Raw genomic sequence first — 16,864 nt, 5'->3', positions numbered from 1 at the left:
CTTGTTAGGGGTAGAGCCTGTCAGTGGTGCAGGATGGCCTGCAGGAATGCCTGGGTACGGGGTTCCTGGGGCGCGGTGAAGAAGGCCTGCGGATGGTTCTGTTCGATGATGCGACCGGTTTCCATGAAGATCACCCGGTCGGCGACCTTGCGCGCGAAGCCCATCTCGTGGGTGACCACGATCATGGTCACCCCGGAACGGGCAAGGTTCTGCATCACGTCGAGCACTTCGCCGACCATTTCCGGGTCCAGCGCCGAGGTCGGCTCGTCGAACAGGATCACCCGTGGCTCCATGGCCATGGTCCGGGCGATCGCGACCCGTTGCTGCTGGCCCCCGGACAACTGGCTGGGGTACTTGTCGGCATGCGCGGACATGCCGACCTTTTCCAGCAACAGCCGCGCGCGCTCCTGGGCATCACGTCGGTTCATGCCGCGCACGCGCACCGGCGCCAGGGCCACGTTGGCGAGCACGGTGAGGTGGGGGTAGAGATTGAAGTTCTGAAATACCATGCCCACTTCGCAGCGGATGCCGGCAAGCTTGGGGCCGTTTTCCACGCGCTGCCCGGACACCCGGATGTCGCCACCCTGGTAGGGCTCGAGCAGGTTGATGCAGCGAATCAGGGTGGACTTGCCCGACCCCGAAGGCCCCAGGATCACCACCACTTCGCCTTGGGCGACGGTCAGATTGATGTCGCTGAGGGCCTGGAATGGCCCGTAGAACTTGTCCAGTCGTTCGATTTCAATGACGCTGTTCATGCGCGCTTGCCTCCACTGCCGTTGCGACGCTCTACCCAGCTGACCAACTGCACCAGTGGCAGCAGCAACAGCAGGTACATGATCGCCGCCCCCACCAGCGGCGTTGGATTGGCCGACAGCGCCTGGGCCTGGGTGGCCTGCTTGAGCAGGTCAGGCATGGCGACCACTGACGCCAGTGCCGTGTCCTTCATGACGTTGATGCAGTTGCTGGTCATGGGCGGCAAGACGATGCGCATGGCCTGGGGCAGGATCACGTCGCGCATGGTGTTGAAGAAGCTCATGCCCTGGGAAGCCGCCGCCTCGAACTGACCCTTGGGGATAGCCTCGATGCCGGAACGGAAGATCTCCGCCGAATAGGCGCACGACACCAGGGACAGCGCGGCCGTGGCAGCAGCGAAGGACGACAGGCGGATGCCGACGAAGGGCAAGGCGTAGTAGATCAACACCAGCAGGACCAGTAGCGGGATAGACCGCAGCACGTCGATGTACACCCGTGCCAGCCAGCGCACGGGGGTGTAGCCGTACAATCTGAGCATGGCCAGCAGCAGACCGCCGGCCAGGCCCAGCACGATACTCACCACGCCGAGCAATATGGTCACGCCAAGGCCGCGCAGCATCAAAGGCAGCGCGTCGACGAACACGTCCCAGTTGAAGAAAGTCTGTAGCAACTCCATGAACGGTTACCTTGGTCGTGGGCCGGTAGCGGGCGGGCCGAAGCGCGGTGCTTATTGCGGAACGTCGACGACTTTCACGGTGCTGGAGTCGTCTGCGGCGGCCGCACCGAACCACTTCTTGTGCAGGTCGGCGATCACCCCGTCTTTTTTCATCTCGCTGATGATCGTGTTCACTCGCGCGCCTTCGGCCCAGCCCTTGGCGTGCATCAGCGAGTATTTCTCGCCGGTGGGAATGCGCGCGACCACGGCATACTGTGGCTTGTCCTTGATGTAATAGAGCACGGCCGGAATGTCGCTGATGTAGCCATCCATGCGCCCGGACGCCAGGTCGAGCATGGCCGGCGACAGACCTTCGTAGCGCGAGATGTCCTTGAACTTGTACTCACCCTGATGCTTGGCGGCCCACATGTCCCCGGTCGAACCGGTGTCGACGCCGACCACTTTGCCGCTCATGTCATCCAGGCCCTTGATGCCGGACTTGGTCAGCACCGACAGCGACTGGTCGCTGTCGTAGTACGGCTGCGCGAACCCTACCGATTCCAGACGCTTGGGCGTGATGGTGATGGAAGAAATGGCGATGTCGGCGCGCTTGGACTGCACGGCGCTGAACAGGCCATTGAACGGGATGTTGACGAACTCCACGGTCTTGCCGGCGCGCTTGGCGACTTCCTTCACCACATCGACTTCAAAGCCGACGATGTCGCCCTTGGCGTCCTGGAACTCCCAGGGCACATTGCCCACGTTGGCACCGACGGTCCAATCGGCAGCCAGTGCCGAGGCCGAAAACGCAGTGGCCACAGCCATGCTCAAAAGTAATTTCACGCTCATGTCCAGCTCCCCGATTCACGTCAGTGCCAATGGCGGCCTGGGTGCTTGCGCAGGCCTGTCGAGAACGAGACTAGGGCCAAGGATCAAATACTTCAAGAACTAATTTTAATGAATTAAATGCTCCACAGGAGGGCAGTACGTGCCCGCATTGGTGCATCTGGCAAACGCAGGAAGCGTACGGTATGGCGGCTGCCGGACGCAGCACACAGGCCAAGGGCGCACCTTGGCAGAGCATGTTCACCCCCTCCTCGTAGGAGCGGTCAGTGGCCGCGAAAGCTTCAACGCGGTCCACCTGCCCCACCGCGCCGCCCTTTTCGCGGGCAGAGCCCGCTCCCACAGAAAGACCATGCCTCCCCCGTAGGAGCGGCCAGTGGCCGCGAAAGCCTCGATGCGGTCCACCCGACCCACCGCGCCGCCCTTTTCGCGGCCGATGGCCGCTCCCACAGGTCTACCTTGCAATCAGCGGTCGTCGTCGGTCGGCGCGGGGTTCTGGAGCAGGTCGTCGAAGTCGATCTTGAGGCCCTGTTCCATGGAATCGAGCTCCACCAGCAACGATCGAAAGCTGGTCTCGTCCTTGGCCGGAGCCTCGCCCTCGGCGCTGGCATCGGCCAGCGCCTGCAGATGAGCAGGCACTGGCGCATCGTCGTCGTGGTCTTCGAGGATGGTTTCGGGTTCCATCTCGCGCAGCACTGCCAATGGCGGCAGTTCATCGAGGCTCTTGAGGTTGAAATGGTCGAGAAAGGCCTTGGTGGTGGCGAACATCGCCGGCCGGCCCGGCACGTCGCGATAGCCCACCACGCGGATCCACTCGCGTTCCACCAGCGTCTTGACGATATTGCTGTTGACCGCCACGCCACGCACGTCTTCGATCTCGCCACGGGTGATGGGCTGGCGATAGGCGATCAACGCCATGGTTTCCAGCAACGCGCGGGAGTAGCGCTGCGGGCGTTCTTCCCACAATCGACCCACCCAGGGCGCGTATCTTTCGCGGATCTGCAAGCGGTAGCCCGAGGCGACCTCCACCAACTCGAAAGCGCGCTTTTCGCAGGACTTGCCCAGCACCTCCAGGGCCTTCTTGAACACCGCCGGCTCGGGCCGCTCGGCTTCCTCGAACAGCTCATGGAGGCGTTCCAGGGACTGCGGCTTTCCGGAGGCCAGCAGAAAGGCTTCGAGCAGTGGCGCCAGATCGCGCGGGTCAGTCAGATTCATTGTTCGGCTCGGGCGCGCACATGGATAGCGGCAAAGGCGTCATTCTGCACCAGTTCGATCAACTGCTCCTTGACCAGTTCAAGAATGGCCATGAAGGTTACCACCACGCCCAACTTGCCCTCCTCGGCACCGAACAGCTCGACGAAAGGCACGAAGCCACCGCCGCGCAGGCGTTCGAGCACCTGGCTCATGCGTTCGCGGGTCGACAGGGCCTCGCGGCTGACCTGATGGCTTTCGAACATGTCGCTGCGCCGTAACACGTCGGCCATCGACATCAGCAGCTCGTCCAGGCTGACTTCGGGCAGCAGCTTGCGTACCTTGGCCTGAGGTGCATCGAGCTTGGGCACGTAGAGGTCGCGGCCTACCCGCTTGAGGGTATCGATACCTTCGGCGGCGGCCTTGAAGCGCTCGTATTCCTGCAGGCGGCGAATCAGCTCGGCCCGCGGGTCGTGCTCGTCATCCTCGACCACGGCGCTGCGCGGCAACAGCATGCGCGATTTGATCTCCGCAAGCATGGCGGCCATCACCAGATATTCGGCGGCCAACTCCAGGCGTACGGTTTTCATCAGCTCGACGTAGCCCATGTACTGACGGGTGATCTCCGCCACGGGGATGTCGAGTATGTCGATGTTCTGCTTGCGGATCAGGTACAGCAGCAGGTCGAGCGGGCCTTCGAACGCTTCGAGGAACACCTCCAGCGCATCCGGCGGGATGTACAGGTCCTGCGGCATCTGGGTGAACGCCTGGCCGTAGACCAGCGCCAGTTGCAGCTGCTCGGGCGAGCCCTGGGCGAGATTCGCCGGCGGATTGTCGACCGCGCTCAGATCACTCACGCCATGGCCGCGAACGGTGCCGGATCGCCACAGCCCACGCGCACCACTTGCGGATCGCCATCGGCGAGGTTGATGACGGTGGACGCCTCGGTGCCGCCGAAACCGCCGTCGATGATCAGGTCGACCTGCTTTTCCAGCAACTGGCGCATTTCGTAAGGGTCGCTGAGCGGCTCCTTGGCGCCGGGCATGATCAGGCTCACGCTCATCAACGGCTCACCCAGCTCTTCCAGCAAGGCCAGGGCGATCGGATGGCTGGGCACGCGCAAACCGATGGTGCGGCGCTTGGGATGCAGCAGCAGGCGCGGCACTTCACGGGTGGCGCTCAGAATGAAGGTGTAGGGCCCCGGCGTGTGCGCCTTGAGCAGACGAAACGCCGCGGTGTCGACCTTGGCGAACAGCCCCAGTTGCGAGAGGTCGCAGCAGATGATCGCGAAATTGTGCTTGTCGTCCAGCTGACGCAGGCGACGCACCCGTTCCACGGCGTTCTTGTCGCCGATCTGGCAACCGATGGCGTAGGAAGAATCGGTGGGGTAGATCACGATGCCACCGCCGCGAATGATCTCGACCGCTTGCTTGATCAGCCGCGGCTGCGGGTTCTGCGGATGGATCTGAAAGAATTGACTCACGTTGGCATCCTGTTCAGGCGGAGGTTGACGGGTCGTGCTTGAACCGCGCGGACAACGGCGGCAGGTCGACGGGCAATGGCCGATAGACACCGATTTCACCCCACGTGCCCGGGCCGTGGAAGTCGCTGCCGCCACTGACCATCAAGCCGAATTCGCGGGCCAGGATGGACAGCGTGCCGACCTGTTCGGCGGCCTGCATGCCGTTGACCACCTCGATCGCATGGCCACCGGCCTGGATGTAGTCGCCGATCAGCTTGCGCCGCTTGCTGCGCGTGAAATCGTAGTGCAGCGGATGAGCCAGGCTGATCCAGGCCTTCGCCTCGCGCAATGTGCGCACGGTGTCCTCGAGGGTGGGCCAGTGTTGCTTGACGTCACCCAGCTTGCCCGCCCCCAGCCACTTGCGGAACGCTTCCTGGCGATCCTTGACGTGGCCCTGCTGCACGAGGAAATCGGCGAAGTGCGGGCGCGCCGGCGCATTGCCGCTGTCGCCCAGACCCTTCTGGATGGCCCGAGCACCGTCCAGCGCACCCGGCATGCCCTTGAGCGCCAGGCGTCGGTCGATTTCCTCGGCACGCAGCCAGCGACCGTGGTGCAGGCTGTCGAGCGCGGCCACCAGCGGCGGTGCATCCAGAGCGAAATTGTAACCGAGCACGTGGATAGTCGCACCGCCCCAGGTGCACGACATTTCGACACCACTGACCCACTGCATGTTCAGTGCTGTGGCCGCCGCACGGGCCTCTGGCAGGCCTTCCAGGGTGTCGTGGTCGGTCAGGGCCAGGGTCTGCACGCCATGATCGAACGCTCGCTGCACCAGAACGGCAGGCGCGAGGGCGCCATCGGAGGCGGTGCTGTGGCAGTGCAGGTCAACATTCATAGTGGCGCTTTCGCAGTCATTGATGTTTGTTATTATGCCGTCACATCCTGCTTCTGGCTGCCATTGTGAAACAATTGATCGATTTCATCCCGCTGCTCCTGTTCCTCATCGTCTACAAGACCGACCCGCACATGGTCGACCTGGCGGGGTACAGCTTCGAACTGGGCGGCATTTTCAGCGCTACCAAGGTGCTCATCGCCAGTTCGGTGATCGTCTATGGCCTGCTGTTCCTCAAGCAGCGCAAGCTGGAAAAGGGCCAGTGGCTGACCCTGATCGCCTGCCTGGTGTTCGGCAGCCTGACTCTGGCCTTCCACAGCGAAACCTTCCTCAAGTGGAAGGCGCCGGTGGTCAACTGGCTGTTCGCCCTGGCGTTCGCCGGCAGTCATTTCATCGGCAAGCAACTGCTGATCAAGCGCATGATGGGCCATGCGCTGACCCTGCCGGACCCGATCTGGGCGAAACTCAACGTTGCGTGGGTGGTCTTCTTCCTGTTCTGCGGCGCCGCCAACCTGTTCGTGGCTTTCACTTTCGAGCAGTTCTGGGTCGACTTCAAAGTGTTCGGCAGCCTGGCCATGACCTTGCTGTTCCTGGTGGGCCAAGGTATCTACCTGTCCCGTCACCTGCATGATTCCGATCGTACAACACCTAAAACCGAGGATTGACATGCTCTACGCCATCATTGCCACCGACACGCCCAACTCCCTGGAAAAGCGCCTGGCCGCACGGCCCGAGCACCTGGAACGGCTGAAACAGCTGGAAGCCGCCGGGCAACTGGTACTGGCCGGGCCACACCCGGCCATCGACAGCAACGACCCAGGCGAAAGCGGCTTCAGCGGCAGCCTCATCGTGGCCCGCTTCGAGTCCCTGGACGAAGCCCAGGCCTGGGCCGGCGCCGACCCGTTCGTTGCCGCCGGGGTGTACAAGGACGTGCTGGTCAAACCCTTCAAGCAGACTTTGCCTGCGCCCGAATGAAGGTCTAGATGAGCGATCTGCTACTGATCGACGATGACGTCGAGCTGTGTGAACTGCTGAACAGCTGGTTGAGCCAGGAAGGTTTCCAGGTCCGCGCCTGCCACGATGGCAGCAGCGCACGCAAGGCCCTGGCCGAGCTGGCACCGGCGGCCGTGGTGCTCGACGTGATGCTGCCCGACGGCAGCGGCCTGGAACTGCTCAAGCAGCTGCGCAGCGAACACGCCGAGTTGCCAGTGCTGATGCTCTCGGCGCGGGGCGAACCGCTGGATCGCATCCTGGGCCTGGAACTGGGCGCCGACGACTATCTGGCCAAACCCTGTGATCCGCGCGAACTGACCGCCCGCCTGCGCGCGGTACTGCGCCGCAGCCACCCGGTTGCCGTGGCGGGGCAGATGGAGCTGGGCGACCTGTGCTTCAGTCCGGCGCGCGGCGTGGTCAGCATCGATCAACACGACATCAACCTGACGGTGTCCGAAAGCCGCCTGCTCGAGGCACTCATGCGCCAGCCGGGCGAGCCACTGGAGAAACAGGAGCTGGCGCAGATCGCACTGGGCCGCAAGCTCACCCTCTACGACCGCAGCCTCGACATGCACGTCAGCAATCTGCGCAAGAAGATCGGCCCGCACGCCGACGGCCGCCCGCGGATCATGGCCCTGCGCAGCCGCGGCTATTTCTATGCGCAATAGCTGCCGCCGCGTACGGCGCGAACGGCCTGGTTTGTAAATGCCACCCGCGTCATGTCTTTACACAAGCCTTACGCGGCATTGACCGCGCCTGACCTTGATCTCCATAAACTGGGCACATCCGGTAAACACCGGGAACCAGACAGGAGATTCACCATGCGCAAGACCACACTCGCAATGCTGTTCGCCGCTACCCTGCCAACCCTGGCCATGGCCATGCCGCAGGGCGGCCCTGACGGTTTCGGCCCAGGCCCAGGCAAGGGCGGCCCAGGCCCCCGTGGCGGCGAGCCGTTCGCCCAGCTCGACCTGACCCACGAGCAACGCACCCAGGTGGGCAAACTGATGGGCGAAGAACGCCATCAGCAGCGCGACATCACCAAGAAGTACCTGGACAAGCTGCCGGCGGCCGATCGCAAGGCCATGGAAGATGAAATCAAGGCCAACCACGACAAGGCCCAGGCCGACGTACGTGCAGTGCTCAAACCCGAACAGCAGAAGCAGTTCGACGAAATGAAAAAGAAGCAGGACGAGCGCCGCGCCGAATGGGCCGAATTCCAGGCCTGGAAAGCCCAGCAAGGCAAGAAAACCCAGTAATATCGGCGCAAGCCCCCAGCCCGGTCCGCGCATGCGTACCGGGCTTCTTTCATTGAGGAATTTGCCTTGCGTTCACTGTTCTGGCGCATCCTGGCCAGCTTCTGGCTGGCCATCGCCCTGGTAGCCGGCCTGTCGGTGCTGCTGGGCCACATGTTGAACCAGGACACCTGGATCCTCAGTCGGCACCCGGCGGTGAAGCATTTCGCCCAGGACTGGGTGGAGCGGTACGAAAGCAAAGGCGCCGAGGCGGCCCAGGAACTGCTCGAACAGCGCAAGCGCCGCTATCGCATCGACACTCAAGTGCTCAACGAAGCCGGCGAGGCCGTGGTACCGGGGACCTTCCCGCGTCGCGCCGAAGCCTTCGAGGCGCGCCACAACGAAGCCGATCGCGACCTGCCGTGGCGCCGACTGACGGCGGACTACACCAGCCCCACCACGGGCGACACCTACCTGCTGATCTACCGCATCCCGCACCCCGAACTCGACTCGTGGCACCGCGACTCCCTGCTCATGCCGATCAGCGCACTGGTGATCGCATTGGTCGTACTGACGCTGTTCAGCCTGATGGTGACGTTGTCCATCACGCGCCCATTGAGCCGGCTGCGCGGTGCCGTGCACGAGTTGGGGCAGACCACCTATCAGCAGAACAGCCTGGCGCAGCTGGCCAGTCGTCGCGACGAATTCGGCGTGCTGGCGCACGACTTCAACCGCATGGGTGCGCGCCTGCAGAGCCTGATCGGCAGCCAGCGACAACTGTTGCGTGACGTGTCCCACGAGTTGCGCTCGCCCCTGGCGCGGCTGCGCATCGCCCTGGCCCTGGCGGAACGGGCCGAGCCTGCCCAGCGCGACCTGTTATGGCCGCGCCTGACGCGCGAATGCGATCGTCTTGAAGCCTTGATCAGCGAGATCCTGGTGCTGGCGCGGGTCGATGCGGAACAAGCCACGGCCGAAGACGTGGACCTGCCGGCACTCCTGCAGGCGGTGCGCAAGGACGCCTTGATCGCCGTGCCGGAGCAGGCCATCGAGCTGGACGTTGCCGCGCACCTTGCGCTGCAGGGCTGGCCGACCATGATCGAACGGGCCGTGGACAACCTGCTGCGCAACGCCCTGCGCTTCAACCCTGGGCCCGCACCGGTCGTGCTGTCGGCGCAACAGGTGCAAGGGCGGGTGCGCATCAGCGTGCGCGATCACGGCCAGGGCGTGGCGGAGGAACACCTGGCGCGCCTGAGCGAGCCATTCTTCCGCGCACCGGGCCAGAGCGCTGCTGGCCATGGCCTGGGCCTGGCCATCGCCCGCCGCGCCGCCGAGCGACACGGCGGCAGCCTGCAGCTGGAAAACCACCCTGAAGGCGGCTTGATCGCGACCCTGGACCTGCCGCCGGTACCGGTGGTGGTGGCCTAGACCGCCGCGATCGGTTGGCTCGCACCTGAACGCTTCAGGCCTCGACGCCCCAGGCTTGAACGAAATCGGCGGTAGCCAGCGTCGGCGCTTCGCGCAACTCTCGCGCCGGCGTGCCCAGGTACAGGAAGCCGATGATCTGTTCGCCTTCGATCAGGCCCAGCTTGCCGGCCACATAAGGCGCATAGGACAGCTCGCCGGTGCGCCATACCCCACCCAGCCCTTGAGCATTCGCCGCAAGCAGGATGCCATGGGCGGCGCAGCCAGCCGCCAGCAGTTGCTCGCTCTGCGGCACTTTTCGATGCTCCTGCAAGCGGGCGATCACTACCACCACCAGGGGCGCGCGCAACGGCATGTTGCGGGCTTTTTCCAACGCCGCTTCGCCAGCCTCGGGGTTGAGCGCAGTGGCCTCGGCCAGGACTTCGCCGAGCTGCTGCAAGCCTTCCCCTTCGACGGTGAGAAAACGCCATGGCCGCAGCTGGCCGTGGTCGGGCGCGCGCAGCGCGGCCTGGAACAGCACTTCACGCTGCGCGGCCGTCGGCGCGGGCGCCATGAGCCGGGGAGCTGAAACACGATTGAGCAAAACCTCGAGCGCCTCCATGGGCAACCTCCTGTCGAACGATAAGCCGCTATTCTAGACCCAAGCGGCCTTCGCCTGCCGGGTTTACATGCTGTGGCCCGCAGGTAGAATGGCGGCCCTTTCCTTCATGGCCAGAGCTGACCCCATGGCGTTGCCGACCCTGCGCATCATCGGTTTCATTATCGGCATCTTCCTGATCACCCTGGCCGTGAGCATGGTCGTGCCCATGGGCACGCTGGTGGTGTTCGAACGCACCGAGGACATCCAGTCGTTCCTCTGGGCCAGCCTGATCACCTTCGTCGCCGGCCTGCTGCTGGTGCTGCCCGGCCGCCCCGACAACGTCAACCTGCGGCCGCGCGACATGTACCTGCTCACGGTCAGCAGCTGGGTGGTGGTGTGCGTGTTCGCCGCCCTGCCCTTCCTGCTGACTCAGCACATCAGCTACACCGATGCCTTTTTCGAAAGCATGTCGGGCATTACCGCCACCGGTTCCACGGTGCTCAGTCATCTGGACGAGATGTCACCGGGCATCCTCATGTGGCGCTCGATGCTGCACTGGCTGGGCGGCATCGGCTTCATCGGCATGGCCGTGGCCATTCTGCCGCTGTTGCGCATTGGTGGCATGCGGCTGTTCCAGACCGAATCCAGCGATCGCTCCGAAAAAGTCATGCCGCGCTCGCACATGGTCGCCAAGTACATCGTGCTGGTGTATGTCGGCTTCACCGCCCTGGGCACCCTGGGGTTCTGGTTGGCAGGGATGAGCCCGTTCGACGCGGTCAATCATGCGATGTCAGCCATTTCCACCGGTGGTTTCTCGACGTCCGACCTGTCTCTGGGCAAATGGCAGCAACCGGCCGTGCACTGGGTGGCCATCGTGGTGATGATTCTGGGCAGCCTGCCGTTCGCGCTCTACGTCTCGACCCTGCGCGGCAACCGCCAGGCGCTGCTGCGCGACCAGCAGGTGCAAGGCATGCTGATTCTGTTGATCGCCACCTGGCTGGTGCTGGGTACCTGGTACTGGGCCACCACCGAGCTGCCGTGGTGGACGGCCTTTCGTCACGTAGCCCTGAACGTCACCTCGGTGGTGACTACCACGGGCTTCGCCCTGGGCGACTACAGCCTGTGGGGCAATTTCTCGCTGATGCTGTTTTTCTACCTGGGCTTCATCGGCGGCTGCTCGGGCTCGACCGCAGGCGGGATCAAGATATTCCGCTTCCAAGTGGCCTATATCCTGCTCAAGTCCAACCTCAACCAGCTGATTCATCCGCGCGCGGTGATCAAACAGAAATACAACGGCCATCGCCTCGATGAGGAAATCGTCCGGTCGATCCTGACGTTCTCGTTCTTCTTCGGCTTCACCGTCGGCATCATTGCCCTGGCATTGTCACTGCTGGGGCTGGACTGGATGACCGCCCTGACCGGTGCCGCCAGCACGGTTTCCGGTGTAGGGCCGGGGCTGGGCGAGGTGATAGGGCCGGCCGGCAATTTCGCCACGCTGCCCGATGCGGCGAAGTGGATCCTGGCCCTGGGCATGCTGCTGGGCCGACTGGAAATCATCACCGTGCTGATCCTGTGCATGCCGGCGTTCTGGCGACACTGAGCATGAGCCGGCAGAGGCTTACTCGGCTGCCGGACTTCTGGATTCGTTATGGCCCAGGTCGCGCTCGGGATCGATCAGGTCACGGATGCGCTGCTTGAGCACCTTGGCCTCGGGAAAACCACCGTCGGCCTTGCGCTCCCAAACCTGCACGCCGTCGCAGGTGATGAGAAAGCGACCGCCACTGGCGGGCGCCAACGCCACCTGCCCCAGGTCCTCGCCAAAAGTGCTGAGCAGCTCCTGGGCCAGCCACGCGGCGCGCAGCAGCCATTGGCACTGTGTGCAATAGGTGATCACCACCTGAGGCTTGGATGCGATGGCTTCGCTCATGCTTCGTCCATCCGATTCAGCAACTGCCGGGCCGCCTGCTTGCAGGAGTCATCGCCTTCGCGCAGCAGTTCGTGCAAGAGCACGCTGGCTTCGCTGGTATCGCCGTCGTCGAGCAACTGCTGGGCCTGATCGAGTTTCTCCGCCGAAGCGTGCTGCAGTTCCAGGTCGTCGAAATCCACGGTCAGGGCATCCAGCTCGGGCAGGTCGCTGTCGGCGATGAAGCTGTCGAGGAAATCGTTGTCGATGTCGTCCTGAGTCTTCCCGGCCGGGGCCTCGTCCTGCTGGAGGAACGGCTCGTCCTCGACATCGGCGAAGTCGCTGAGGAACTGCTCGTCGGGCATCTCGAAGACTTCCGGCAGTTCGTTCAGATTGCTGGTGAACGCCGGGTCCATCTCGACCTCGGGCGGTGTCTCGACGACCACCGGCTTGCCTTTGGGCGACGGCGCATCATCGAATGGGCTGACCAACGCCCAATCGGCGTCCATGGACAGGTCATCGAGGTTGAGCTGGAATTCGTCTTCCTGCTCGCGCCGCGGGGTTGACCGAGCTGATGGCTCAGGCGCTGCCAGGTCGAGATCGGGCAGCTCGAATTCCGGCTCGGGCTCAGGCTTCGGAGCGGGCTGCACCGATGCCGCAACGGCCGCAGTGGTTGCCAGTGCAACTGCAGCTGCTGCCGGTGGCAGACCATTGGTTGCCGTTGACGGCGCCTGCGCAGGCTCGAGGCTGGGAAAGCGGCTGCGTATCTCGGCCAGCGTCGCTGCGCTGAATCCTGCAGCCAGCAACAGGCTTTCCTGCTCGGCGAAGCCCTTCGCATTGCCTTGCTGGCCCAGCACTTCGAGCATGCGCACACGCAGGTCGGTACGTTCCGGCTGCTTGGCCAGCCCGTCGCGCAGAATACCCAGCGCTTCGTTGAAGCGGCCGTAGGCGATATAGATGCTTGCACCATCGAGGGCGTCGGTGGCTGTCGGTGTTTCACGGCGTACCACCGGCGCCGGCTCCGCACGCAGCGGCGCGGTGGCGGCCGCCACTGCGGCGGCCGGCACAGTGGCGACCGGCGCCGCGCGGACCGGCTGGGTAGCGACCGGCTCGAAGGCGTCCTGCAGCTCGGCCGACTTGCGCTGTCGCTGGCGGCGCAACAGCAGCAACAAGGCGATGATCAGCAGCAGTGCCGCAACCAGGGCCAGGATGTTCAACCAGCCACTGCCATCCTCCACCGGAGCCGGAGCCGGAGCCGGAGCCGGTGCTGGCGTGGCAACCGCTGCGGGTGGGGCAGATACAGGCGAAGGCGCAGGCGTTGCCGCAGCGGGTGCCGCTGCGGGAGCGGCGGACGAATCGGCCTCGGCCGCAGGGGTTTCGGCCATGCGTGCCTGCAGCTGGGCAACCTGCTTGTCCTTGTCGGCTACCTGCGCCTCCAGGCTCTGCAGGCGCGCCTGCACCTCGTCGAAGCTCTTCTGCAGTTGCTGGTTCTCCAGGGCGGCGGCAGCCAGTTGCGCAGCGTCCTGCGCAGCGGCCTTGGCCGGCGCCTGTTTCGCAGGCTCACTGGCGCTCGGCGTGGGTGCACTCGCGGCTTTGGGCCTAGTGGGCGCTGCTGCAGGCTGCGCGCTGGCCTGCGCCGGCTGTATGCGCTGCGGCGCGCGGTCGGCGAGGCCCGGCCCCATCCCCGGCGGGTCGAGCAATACCGTGAAGGCACGCAGCAGCTGCCCATTCGGCCGGCCGACCTGAATCACGAAACTCATGAAGGGCTCGGTGACCACTTTGCTGGAGCTGACATGAATGACCTTGCGCCCGCCGCTGAAATCGGGCGAGAACTTGAGGTCGTTGAGGAAGAAACTGCGTTCCACCCCTGCCCTGGCGAACTCTTCGGCCGTCGCCAGGCTGGCACGGATGTCGTCCTGCTCCAGCCCTGCGGTGTCGAGCAAGGCGATATCGGCGCGAAACGGCTGGTTGAGCGATGAGCGCAGGGTCAGCTCGCCAAGGCCCAGCGCGGAGGCGGCCGTGGAATAGCACAGCGCCATGGCCCACACCGATGCCAGCAGACGACGTGAAGCAAACCTGGTACGCGACGGTATACGCACTTGCATGGGAATCCCTTGAAGACCGACATCCAATAACTTTATAGCCCGTACGGCCCACTTGCTCCAAGCGGGTGACGGCCCGTTGACTTCAGGATTTCTTTTCCAGATTCGCCAGGATGCGGCTGTGTACCCGCATGGCGGTGCTCAGTTCTTCTTCGTCGACCCCCATGAACAGCTCGGCACGCAAGGCGTTGGCGATGGTTTCGATCTGCTCGATGAGCGGCCGGGCGGGCGCGCACAGCGTGATCTTCTTGGCCCGACGGTCTTCGACCACGGCCTGGCGCTCGACCAGGCCCTGGGCTTCGAGACTGTCCAGCAAGCGTGCCAGGGTCGGCCCCTCGACGCCCACGCTCTGCGCCAGCTCGCGCTGGGTCGGCGCTTCGCCGAACCGCGCCAGGTGCAGCAGGACCAGCCAGCGCGCCTGCGACAATCCCAGGCCCGCCAGCCGACGGTCCAGTTCGGCCCGCCAGCCACGGGACATGTGCGCCAGCTGCATTCCGAAGCGATGTTGATCAGTTAACGGCATAGATCTCTCTTGAAAAAACAGCCTTGCACAAGCAGCGCATGCGTGAAGGTCGGAGCTGATGATTAGTCAGCTAATCATGACCTTAGCCCACAGGCAAGACTCATGCCGAGTGGCAGCCTCGTTCACACCTCGAATTCGGACTGCAACGCCGCACGTATGCAATACAGGACGCCTTCGGGCACACGGCCGGTGAACTGCCCCGCAATCTCGGCGACGCCGGGCAATTCCCCTTCGCCGTCGAGAAAGGCGTCCTGGATTTCACTGAGCAGTTCCTCGGGAAGATCCAGCGCCTGCTCCAGCGACAGCTGCTGCTGGCCGATGGCTTCGGCCAGCAGGCTGTAGACATTCTTCTCACTGCACTGTAACTGGCCAGCGATCTGCAGCGGCGTCATGCCTGCGCGGGCAAGGCTGATGAGCTCGTGGCGGATATCGGCCACCTCGCGTGGCGCCTCTGCCCCGCCCGACCCAGCCAGTACCTGCAGGAACGCTTCACCGTAACGCTCGAGCTTGCGAGCGCCGACGCCACTGACCCGCCCCATATCGGCCATGCTGGTCGGCTGGCTGCGGAGCATTTCGAGCAGGGTCGAGTCCGGGAAGATGACGTAGGGCGGTACCGCATGTTCCTGCGCCAGGTTGCGCCGCAGAGTGCGCAGTGCTTCCCACTGTTCACGTTCCTCGTCGCGCACCAACTGGCTGGCGGGGCTTGCCGAGCCGCTGCCGCGGGCAGAGGTCTGCGGCTTGATTTCCTTGCGCAGCGCAAGCGTCACCTCGCCGCGCAGCAGCGGTCGGCAGCTGTCGCTCAAACGCAGGCCGCCGTAGCCCTCCAGGTCGATATCGGCCAGACCGCGCGCGACCACCTGGCGATACAGCGACCGCCACTCGCCTTCCGAGCGGCCCTTGCCGACACCGAACACTGCGAGTTTGTCGTGGCCGAAACTGCGCACCTTTTCGGTGTCCTTGCCCAGCAGCACGTCCACCAGATGGCCGACGCCGTAGCGTTGCCCGGTGCGGTAGATGGCCGACAGCGCCTGGCGCGCCGGCTCGGTGGCATCCCAGGTCTGCACGCCGTCGACGCAGTTGTCGCAGTGACCGCAGGGGTTGGGCATCTCTTCATCGAAATAGGCCAGCAGCGATTGACGGCGGCAGCGGGTTTCTTCGCACAGCGCCAGCATGGCGTCGAGCTTGTGCTGTTCAAGGCGCTTGTGGCGCTCGTCACCTTCGGAATTCTGCAGCATCTGCTTGAGCATCAGCACATCCTGCAGCCCGTAGGCCATCCAGGCGTCTGCCGGCAGACCATCGCGGCCGGCGCGGCCGGTTTCCTGGTAGTAGGCTTCCAGCGACTTGGGCAGGTCCAGGTGCGCGACGAAACGCACGTTGGGCTTGTCGATGCCCATGCCGAAGGCGATGGTGGCCACCATGATCAGGCCTTCCTCGTTGAGGAAGCGCTTCTGGTTGGCGGCCCGCGTCGCAGCAGGCAGACCGGCGTGGTACGGCAACGCCGGAAAGTTGTTTTCGCACAGGAACGCGGCGACTTCGTCGACTTTCTTGCGCGACAGGCAGTAAACGATACCGGCATCGCTGCGCCGCTCGGTGAGGAACGCCAGCAACTGTTTGCGCGGGCTTTCCTTGGGTACGATGCGGTAGAAGATGTTGGGCCGGTCGAAGCTGGACAGGAATCGCTCGGCGTCCTGCAGGTGCAGACGGGTGACGATCTCCTCGCGCGTGCGCTTGTCGGCAGTGGCGGTCAGGGCGATTCGCGGCACCTGGGGAAACTGTTCGGCCAACTGGCCCAGCTGCAGGTATTCGGGACGGAAGTCATGCCCCCATTGGGAAACGCAGTGGGCCTCGTCGATGGCGAACAGGGCGATGTCCAGGCCGCGGAGGAAATCCAGCATGCGCGGCTGCACCAGGCGCTCCGGCGCCAGGTACAGCATCTTGATTTCGCCCCGGCGGATGCGCGCGGCCAACTCGCGCTGCTCATCGGAGCTGAGCGTGGAGTTCAGCGCCGCTGCCGCCACGCCCAGTTCCTCGAGGGTGGCGACCTGGTCGTCCATCAAGGCGATCAGCGGCGAAACCACCACTGCCAGGCCGTCGCGCAGCAAGGCCGGGACTTGAAAACACAGCGATTTGCCACCGCCGGTGGGCATCAATACCAAGGCATCGCCACCGCGGGCCACACGCTCGATAATGGCACCCTGGCGACCGCGGAAGCTGTCATAGCCGAAGATGTCCTTAAGAACGCGTTGAGCCTGTTCGAGCATGGGTCACTCCAGAAATCGTAAAACCACCCGGGCCGCACAGGCTGGATGA

General features: G+C 64.3%; 17 protein-coding genes and 1 pseudogene. 6 read left to right on the top strand and 12 right to left on the bottom strand.

All coding sequences use genetic code 11. From position 1 onward, the window contains the following. Positions 1-20: 20 nt before the first annotated feature. The 7 genes and pseudogenes from IFT44_RS07735 to IFT44_RS07705 form a co-directional block, all read right to left on the bottom strand. Positions 21-755 (bottom strand): amino acid ABC transporter ATP-binding protein, encoded by a 735-nt coding sequence (locus IFT44_RS07735; protein ID WP_192175695.1) that lies wholly within the window; start codon positions 753-755, stop codon positions 21-23. Then, positions 752-1,429: an amino acid ABC transporter permease gene (locus IFT44_RS07730; protein ID WP_122479164.1), complete on the bottom strand. Its 678-nt coding sequence runs from the start codon at positions 1,427-1,429 to the stop codon at positions 752-754. Before IFT44_RS07730 ends, IFT44_RS07735 begins: the two co-directional genes overlap by 4 nt. Positions 1,430-1,480: 51 nt before the next feature. Further along, positions 1,481-2,257, bottom strand: a complete 777-nt coding sequence (locus IFT44_RS07725) for a transporter substrate-binding domain-containing protein (protein ID WP_185793854.1) — start codon at positions 2,255-2,257, stop codon at positions 1,481-1,483. A 471-nt stretch (positions 2,258-2,728) separates the two neighbouring features. After that, positions 2,729-3,466 (bottom strand): annotated as a pseudogene (gene scpB / locus IFT44_RS07720) (SMC-Scp complex subunit ScpB); the annotation flags it as partial. Then, positions 3,463-4,164: a segregation and condensation protein A gene (locus tag IFT44_RS07715; protein WP_192175749.1), complete on the bottom strand. Its 702-nt coding sequence runs from the start codon at positions 4,162-4,164 to the stop codon at positions 3,463-3,465. The pseudogene scpB and the gene IFT44_RS07715, both read right to left, overlap by 4 nt. Positions 4,165-4,295: 131 nt before the next feature. Beyond that, positions 4,296-4,925, bottom strand: coding sequence for an L-threonylcarbamoyladenylate synthase (locus IFT44_RS07710; protein WP_122479167.1), 630 nt, complete (start codon positions 4,923-4,925; stop codon positions 4,296-4,298). Positions 4,926-4,938: 13 nt separating this feature from the next. After that, positions 4,939-5,799, bottom strand: coding sequence for a PHP domain-containing protein (locus IFT44_RS07705; RefSeq protein ID WP_122479168.1), 861 nt, complete (start codon positions 5,797-5,799; stop codon positions 4,939-4,941). A gap of 65 nt (positions 5,800-5,864) precedes the next feature. Here IFT44_RS07705 and IFT44_RS07700 point away from each other — a divergent pair, with 65 nt between their 5' ends. The 5 genes from IFT44_RS07700 (at position 5,865) to IFT44_RS07680 (ending at position 9,449) form a co-directional block, all read left to right on the top strand. Then, positions 5,865-6,461: a septation protein A gene (locus tag IFT44_RS07700; protein ID WP_122479169.1), complete on the top strand. Its 597-nt coding sequence runs from the start codon at positions 5,865-5,867 to the stop codon at positions 6,459-6,461. A 1-nt stretch (position 6,462) separates the two neighbouring features. Next, entirely contained in the window at positions 6,463-6,771 is a 309-nt protein-coding gene (locus IFT44_RS07695; protein WP_122479170.1) for a YciI family protein, read from the top strand. A gap of 8 nt (positions 6,772-6,779) precedes the next feature. Beyond that, the gene (locus IFT44_RS07690; protein ID WP_122479171.1) at positions 6,780-7,457 is read left to right on the top strand and encodes a response regulator transcription factor; all 678 of its coding nucleotides are present in this window, start codon (positions 6,780-6,782) and stop codon (positions 7,455-7,457) included. A gap of 153 nt (positions 7,458-7,610) precedes the next feature. Then, a complete protein-coding gene (locus IFT44_RS07685) occupies positions 7,611-8,048 on the top strand; it encodes a Spy/CpxP family protein refolding chaperone (protein WP_122479172.1) in 438 nt (145 codons plus the stop codon). Between the two features lie 66 nt (positions 8,049-8,114). Then, positions 8,115-9,449 carry a sensor histidine kinase gene (locus IFT44_RS07680; protein ID WP_192175694.1) on the top strand — a complete coding sequence of 445 codons (1,335 nt, stop codon included), beginning with the start codon at positions 8,115-8,117 and terminating at the stop codon, positions 9,447-9,449. 34 nt (positions 9,450-9,483) lie between these two features. On the opposite strand, the gene IFT44_RS07675 is transcribed toward IFT44_RS07680, so the two are convergent. After that, positions 9,484-10,047, bottom strand: a complete 564-nt coding sequence (locus tag IFT44_RS07675) for an NAD(P)H nitroreductase (protein WP_192053911.1) — start codon at positions 10,045-10,047, stop codon at positions 9,484-9,486. 124 nt (positions 10,048-10,171) lie between these two features. Here IFT44_RS07675 and IFT44_RS07670 point away from each other — a divergent pair, with 124 nt between their 5' ends. Then, positions 10,172-11,626: a TrkH family potassium uptake protein gene (locus tag IFT44_RS07670; RefSeq protein WP_185793857.1), complete on the top strand. Its 1,455-nt coding sequence runs from the start codon at positions 10,172-10,174 to the stop codon at positions 11,624-11,626. 18 nt (positions 11,627-11,644) lie between these two features. Here the strand turns inward: IFT44_RS07670 and IFT44_RS07665 are convergent, their stop codons facing one another. The 4 genes from IFT44_RS07665 to recQ all read right to left on the bottom strand — a co-directional run bounded on the left by IFT44_RS07665 (position 11,645) and on the right by recQ (position 16,815). Beyond that, positions 11,645-11,953, bottom strand: coding sequence for a SelT/SelW/SelH family protein (locus IFT44_RS07665; RefSeq protein ID WP_185793858.1), 309 nt, complete (start codon positions 11,951-11,953; stop codon positions 11,645-11,647). Beyond that, positions 11,950-14,034, bottom strand: coding sequence for a FimV/HubP family polar landmark protein (locus IFT44_RS07660; protein WP_192175693.1), 2,085 nt, complete (start codon positions 14,032-14,034; stop codon positions 11,950-11,952). The genes IFT44_RS07665 and IFT44_RS07660 overlap by 4 nt, the downstream gene beginning before the upstream one ends. Before the next feature lie 82 nt (positions 14,035-14,116). Beyond that, a complete protein-coding gene (locus tag IFT44_RS07655; protein ID WP_185793860.1) occupies positions 14,117-14,554 on the bottom strand; it encodes a MarR family transcriptional regulator in 438 nt (145 codons plus the stop codon). Between the two features lie 122 nt (positions 14,555-14,676). After that, entirely contained in the window at positions 14,677-16,815 is a 2,139-nt protein-coding gene (gene recQ / locus IFT44_RS07650) for a DNA helicase RecQ (protein WP_192057522.1), read from the bottom strand. Positions 16,816-16,864 lie beyond the last annotated feature (49 nt).

It is taken from the genome of Pseudomonas sp. CFBP 13710 (genome assembly GCF_014842235.1).
In the GTDB taxonomy this organism is placed as follows: domain Bacteria; phylum Pseudomonadota; class Gammaproteobacteria; order Pseudomonadales; family Pseudomonadaceae; genus Aquipseudomonas; species Aquipseudomonas baltica.
Note: the sequence above shows the minus strand (reverse complement) of the source record. Positions and strands in the feature narration are given on the sequence as shown.

What these genes read in the sequence shown, in the direction of transcription:
- IFT44_RS07735 (WP_192175695.1), bottom strand. Translation starts at nt 755, where the DNA reads ATGAACAGCGTCATTGAAATCGAACGACTGGACAAGTTCTACGGGCCA.
- IFT44_RS07730 (WP_122479164.1), bottom strand. Translation starts at nt 1,429, where the DNA reads ATGGAGTTGCTACAGACTTTCTTCAACTGGGACGTGTTCGTCGACGCG.
- IFT44_RS07725 (WP_185793854.1), bottom strand. Translation starts at nt 2,257, where the DNA reads ATGAGCGTGAAATTACTTTTGAGCATGGCTGTGGCCACTGCGTTTTCG.
- IFT44_RS07705 (WP_122479168.1), bottom strand. Translation starts at nt 5,799, where the DNA reads ATGAATGTTGACCTGCACTGCCACAGCACCGCCTCCGATGGCGCCCTC.
- IFT44_RS07695 (WP_122479170.1), top strand. Translation starts at nt 6,463, where the DNA reads ATGCTCTACGCCATCATTGCCACCGACACGCCCAACTCCCTGGAAAAG.
- IFT44_RS07690 (WP_122479171.1), top strand. Translation starts at nt 6,780, where the DNA reads ATGAGCGATCTGCTACTGATCGACGATGACGTCGAGCTGTGTGAACTG.
- IFT44_RS07685 (WP_122479172.1), top strand. Translation starts at nt 7,611, where the DNA reads ATGCGCAAGACCACACTCGCAATGCTGTTCGCCGCTACCCTGCCAACC.
- IFT44_RS07675 (WP_192053911.1), bottom strand. Translation starts at nt 10,047, where the DNA reads ATGGAGGCGCTCGAGGTTTTGCTCAATCGTGTTTCAGCTCCCCGGCTC.
- IFT44_RS07670 (WP_185793857.1), top strand. Translation starts at nt 10,172, where the DNA reads ATGGCGTTGCCGACCCTGCGCATCATCGGTTTCATTATCGGCATCTTC.
- IFT44_RS07665 (WP_185793858.1), bottom strand. Translation starts at nt 11,953, where the DNA reads ATGAGCGAAGCCATCGCATCCAAGCCTCAGGTGGTGATCACCTATTGC.
- IFT44_RS07660 (WP_192175693.1), bottom strand. Translation starts at nt 14,034, where the DNA reads ATGCAAGTGCGTATACCGTCGCGTACCAGGTTTGCTTCACGTCGTCTG.
- IFT44_RS07655 (WP_185793860.1), bottom strand. Translation starts at nt 14,554, where the DNA reads ATGCCGTTAACTGATCAACATCGCTTCGGAATGCAGCTGGCGCACATG.
- recQ (WP_192057522.1), bottom strand. Translation starts at nt 16,815, where the DNA reads ATGCTCGAACAGGCTCAACGCGTTCTTAAGGACATCTTCGGCTATGAC.